8 protein-coding genes are annotated in these 3603 nt (G+C 31.4%); 5 read left to right on the forward strand and 3 right to left on the reverse strand.

All coding sequences use genetic code 11. The features are described from left to right. The 5 genes from V7014_RS22120 to V7014_RS22140 form a co-directional block, all read left to right on the forward strand. Window positions 1-264: hypothetical protein (locus tag V7014_RS22120; RefSeq protein ID WP_335510394.1), on the forward strand; the 264-nt coding region annotated here is incomplete at its 5' end. A gap of 129 nt (window positions 265-393) precedes the next feature. After that, window positions 394-672: a DinB family protein gene (locus V7014_RS22125; protein ID WP_335510396.1), complete on the forward strand. Its 279-nt coding sequence runs from the start codon at window positions 394-396 to the stop codon at window positions 670-672. 319 nt (window positions 673-991) lie between these two features. Further along, window positions 992-1387 carry a hypothetical protein gene (locus tag V7014_RS22130; protein WP_335510398.1) on the forward strand — a complete coding sequence of 132 codons (396 nt, stop codon included), beginning with the start codon at window positions 992-994 and terminating at the stop codon, window positions 1385-1387. Window positions 1388-1732: 345 nt separating this feature from the next. Next, a complete protein-coding gene (locus V7014_RS22135; protein ID WP_335510400.1) occupies window positions 1733-1960 on the forward strand; it encodes a hypothetical protein in 228 nt (75 codons plus the stop codon). A 155-nt stretch (window positions 1961-2115) separates the two neighbouring features. Then, window positions 2116-2595 carry an immunoglobulin-like domain-containing protein gene (locus V7014_RS22140; protein WP_335510402.1) on the forward strand — a complete coding sequence of 160 codons (480 nt, stop codon included), beginning with the start codon at window positions 2116-2118 and terminating at the stop codon, window positions 2593-2595. A 113-nt stretch (window positions 2596-2708) separates the two neighbouring features. Here V7014_RS22140 and V7014_RS22145 read toward each other — a convergent pair whose 3' ends face one another. The 3 genes from V7014_RS22145 to V7014_RS22155 are packed head-to-tail and all read right to left on the reverse strand — an operon-like array spanning window position 2709 to window position 3498. Then, window positions 2709-2831 (reverse strand): YopX family protein, encoded by a 123-nt coding sequence (locus V7014_RS22145; RefSeq protein WP_335510404.1) that lies wholly within the window; start codon window positions 2829-2831, stop codon window positions 2709-2711. Window positions 2832-2865: 34 nt separating this feature from the next. Further along, window positions 2866-3144: a YopX family protein gene (locus V7014_RS22150; protein ID WP_335510406.1), complete on the reverse strand. Its 279-nt coding sequence runs from the start codon at window positions 3142-3144 to the stop codon at window positions 2866-2868. A 12-nt stretch (window positions 3145-3156) separates the two neighbouring features. Further along, window positions 3157-3498, reverse strand: a complete 342-nt coding sequence (locus V7014_RS22155; protein ID WP_335510408.1) for a hypothetical protein — start codon at window positions 3496-3498, stop codon at window positions 3157-3159. Window positions 3499-3603: the final 105 nt, after the last annotated feature.

Raw genomic sequence — 3603 nt, forward strand, 5'->3', positions numbered from 1 at the left:
TGGAATAGAGTGAAAACAAAATTATTATCTATATTTCTATTATTTATTTTCTGTATTAATTTATCAGCTTGCCAACTTCCACAAAAAGATAAGATTCTTGAAGAGGAAGCTGAATATCAAACCATACCGGTTTCAAAAAACGGGCTAAAGATGTCAATTCAGAATGTTGACCTTAAAGCAAAAGAGATTGAAATAAAAATAGAAAACAATTACTCCTATGATTATTCCTATGGACTATATTTTCGTATTTTGAAAAAAAGATAAAAAACAAATGGTATTATGTCCCTTTTCAAAATAACTTGATCCTTTAAGGGATTTTTTAATTTTAAAATTTCTGTTCTACATATTCAGCCTTTTGTTTCATTAAAATAGATTATAATTGGAGTAAAAAGGGTGAGTTCTTTGTTATTCCCATACCGTAATGATCCTCGAAAAATCTTAATACCATACTTAGAAGCTCTTGACGAACAGTCTTGGTTTAAAAAATCCGATGTTTATCATAATTCAATAGCCTGGATTATTGCACATATATCATGCAGTGAAGACTACTGGATAAATAAGATTTGGTTAAAAGATAGTTGTCTTTTGAATCTTAATGAACACAGCACTGCAAAGGAACTTCTAGAAAGTTATATCTATATTAGAAACTATACTGATGATATTCTTCATTAATTAGATGCTTCACAACTTATTGAACTAGTGAAAGTGCCCAGCTATGCTGACGGATGGCGCCCACCGTCGACTCCAACTCTAAACTGGTTATTTAATCATGTATATACACATGAGGCATATCATATTGGACAAATTCCGGTTATCGCCCATCTTAACAATCTGCCTAAACCTCTTTTCTAATTAAGTAAACAAAGGGGATTCAGTCCCCTTTATGTTTTTTCTTTAAAAAGTGTTTTAGAAAAAAGCTTTTGATGTGAACACTTTTTCCTTTGCAGGACAATACACTATATGGATTGATTTTTAATTAGGAGGTAAAAGCATGTATTATTTTTATAACTCACCTTATACGCCCTATATTCAATTTCAACCTAATCAAGTGGACTATCCATTTCTCCAAACGTATGATTCAGAAAGACCATTACCACCAAGCGAGCCACAATCACTTAAAAATTCAGCAGAAAATATAAAACAATTATTATCCGATGTTGAAATTGTTAATGAGAAAATAAGATCCTTACCCACTTTTGCACAGGAAATTACCTCGGCAGCTCACAAATCAGACCATCAAAAACTCCATTATATGATTAATAATTCAGGAATAAAAAACAAAGCAACTGTTTCATTTTCTCCCGGAGGTATTTCAATTACTTATGTTCATAGAGAGAGTGATTGTTGTTATATTGTTACCTTTTTAAACTGGAGAGAATTCTTTTAATTTAACTTGTATCTCCTTTTTCCCATTCAGATTGAATGGGATTCATTTATTTATAAAAATTTGCTCCATACACTTCAACATCTTTTAGTCTCATAAAATTCATTTAACTAATTCAGCCTTGTGTTTCGTATATTTTATATTTACTGGCAAAAAAACGTTTCATTTTTTCAATATAAATAGTTCATAGGACACAAGCCCATTTCATTTTATCTTTAGGTATACAACTATGCATCTTCATTAAATCAACATACCTTAAAGTATATTTAAGAAAGGTTGTGTTGTTTATGTCTCAAAGATTCGTTTCCGAATCATCAAGTTGTGATAGACATCGTAGACGCAGAAGATGTGATTCTGAATCATCAAGCTGTGATAGACGTCGCAGATGTGATTTCGAATCATTTGACTGCGATAGATGTCACAGAAGGAGATGCTGTTGTAGAAGGAGATGCTGTTGTAGAAGAAGACGCTGTAACTGCTTTTTTCCCTTCTTTTTCCCCTTCTTTTGTTAGCCACCCTTTTGAGAGCTACAGCCATTTTCATGGCTGTTTTTTATACTTTCATCACTTCTTTTAGTGGCTGTTCAATCTAGTTCTCCCGTTCTATATCAACCTCTACTTTCAAAGCAATACCTATCCGCACTACATAATCAACCTTTTGTTTCCTAAAACTCAATTACTATTTGTAACCTTTTTCCACTTATAATCGCCTTATTATTAAGGAGGTTAAGCATGAGTAATCCAAAATTATTTATTGTTTTTCTATTAGTATGCTGTTTATTTACATCAGCATGTACAAATCTTAATAAAGACGAACATTTAAAAGTAAAATCGAAAATTCAAGAAATCCCTTCTTCAATAAACGGACTAGAACTTTCAATTGGACATATAGATGAAAAATCTAATAAAAAAACCATTGAAATCACTATAAATAATAAAAGTTCTATTAATTATTTTTATGGAAGAGATTTCTCAATTGAAAAAAAGATAAAAAATGCTTGGTACTACGTCCCATTTAAGGATGTTGCATTTGAAAGTATAGGTCTTTCAATTCAACCAAGCAGCCAAAAAACAGAAATTATTCATTTAAGTCATTTTAAAAATGCACTTACACCAGGAGAATATCGTGTACTAAAAACCTTCGATCCTCAAGAAACAGAATCAAATGAAAGCTCCGTTCAACTTGCAGCTTCTTTTAGTATAGAAGAATAAACAACATCATCCATCCTTCATTTTTCCGAAGGATTTTCTTTTGGTAACACAATAATTCTTCAGTTTCCATACTCTAATTTACTTAGTTGGTAACATAATTACTCTTTTGTTTCCTAACTCAACAACTCTGGATTGTCATGAATATTACCTATTACTTCAATGCCATCATCCAAAAATTCATACATTCCATCTGCAATTCCATCAGAGATACCTCGAACACCTGAATTAGCTTTCATTGTTCTTACACCCCAAAATCTATCTATGTCATATTCAACAAACACCTACATAGCCATCTTCTTTTCTTAATGGATATCGATTGAGCGTAAAAATATCCCCTTCATAAATCTCCTTGCTGTTCTTATCATTCAGGCCCATGTATTGCCCAACTGATTCTGGTATAACTCCGATTGGAGCCTTAAGTTTTTCCAAATGAGGTATTATATAAGCTTTATCACAAATTCTGTTAAACTCTCTTATATCCGTTATGAAGGCACCTTCAATCCACATATTGTTCAAAATAGATTTGCCTCGAAACTTAATTTCTCTCAAACTGACAACCTCCTAACTAATATAGTTCTTTTTAAAAATAGCACCGTGTCTTTTGAAATAATCTCTAATACCGTACTTATTAAACTCCTTACGATCTGACTTATAATTTATTTCTGATTGATAATTGTAATCCTCTGAGATTGTAACGTCATATACATTTTTCTTAGTAAGCACTTTACAGTAATGCAAATGAAGATTATCTTGCTCATTAACTACAAAAGACTTAGTGATAAAATAATCTTCAATCTGCTCATTCACTATTTCCTCTAACCGTTGTTTAAAGGTTGGATCAAACAAGTGCATTTGCTGCATGCTATCACCCCACACTACTAAATCAACCTTTTTTTTCCTCAAAAACATCCTTTTCTAGCTATAAAAAGGCTTTTCTATTATTTCAAAAACTACCATTTTACATATAATGTAATATTATTTATAGGAGGTATTTATATGTCTTATTAC

This window comes from Bacillus sp. JJ722, from assembly GCF_036963345.1.
In the GTDB taxonomy this organism is placed as follows: Bacteria; Bacillota; Bacilli; order Bacillales; family DSM-1321; genus Bacillus_AD.

Coding starts and splice junctions, on each gene's coding strand:
- V7014_RS22130 (WP_335510398.1), top strand. CDS start 992: ATGTATTATTTTTATAACTCACCTTATACGCCCTATATTCAATTTCAA.
- V7014_RS22140 (WP_335510402.1), top strand. CDS start 2,116: ATGAGTAATCCAAAATTATTTATTGTTTTTCTATTAGTATGCTGTTTA.
- V7014_RS22145 (WP_335510404.1), bottom strand. CDS start 2,831: ATGAAAGCTAATTCAGGTGTTCGAGGTATCTCTGATGGAATTGCAGAT.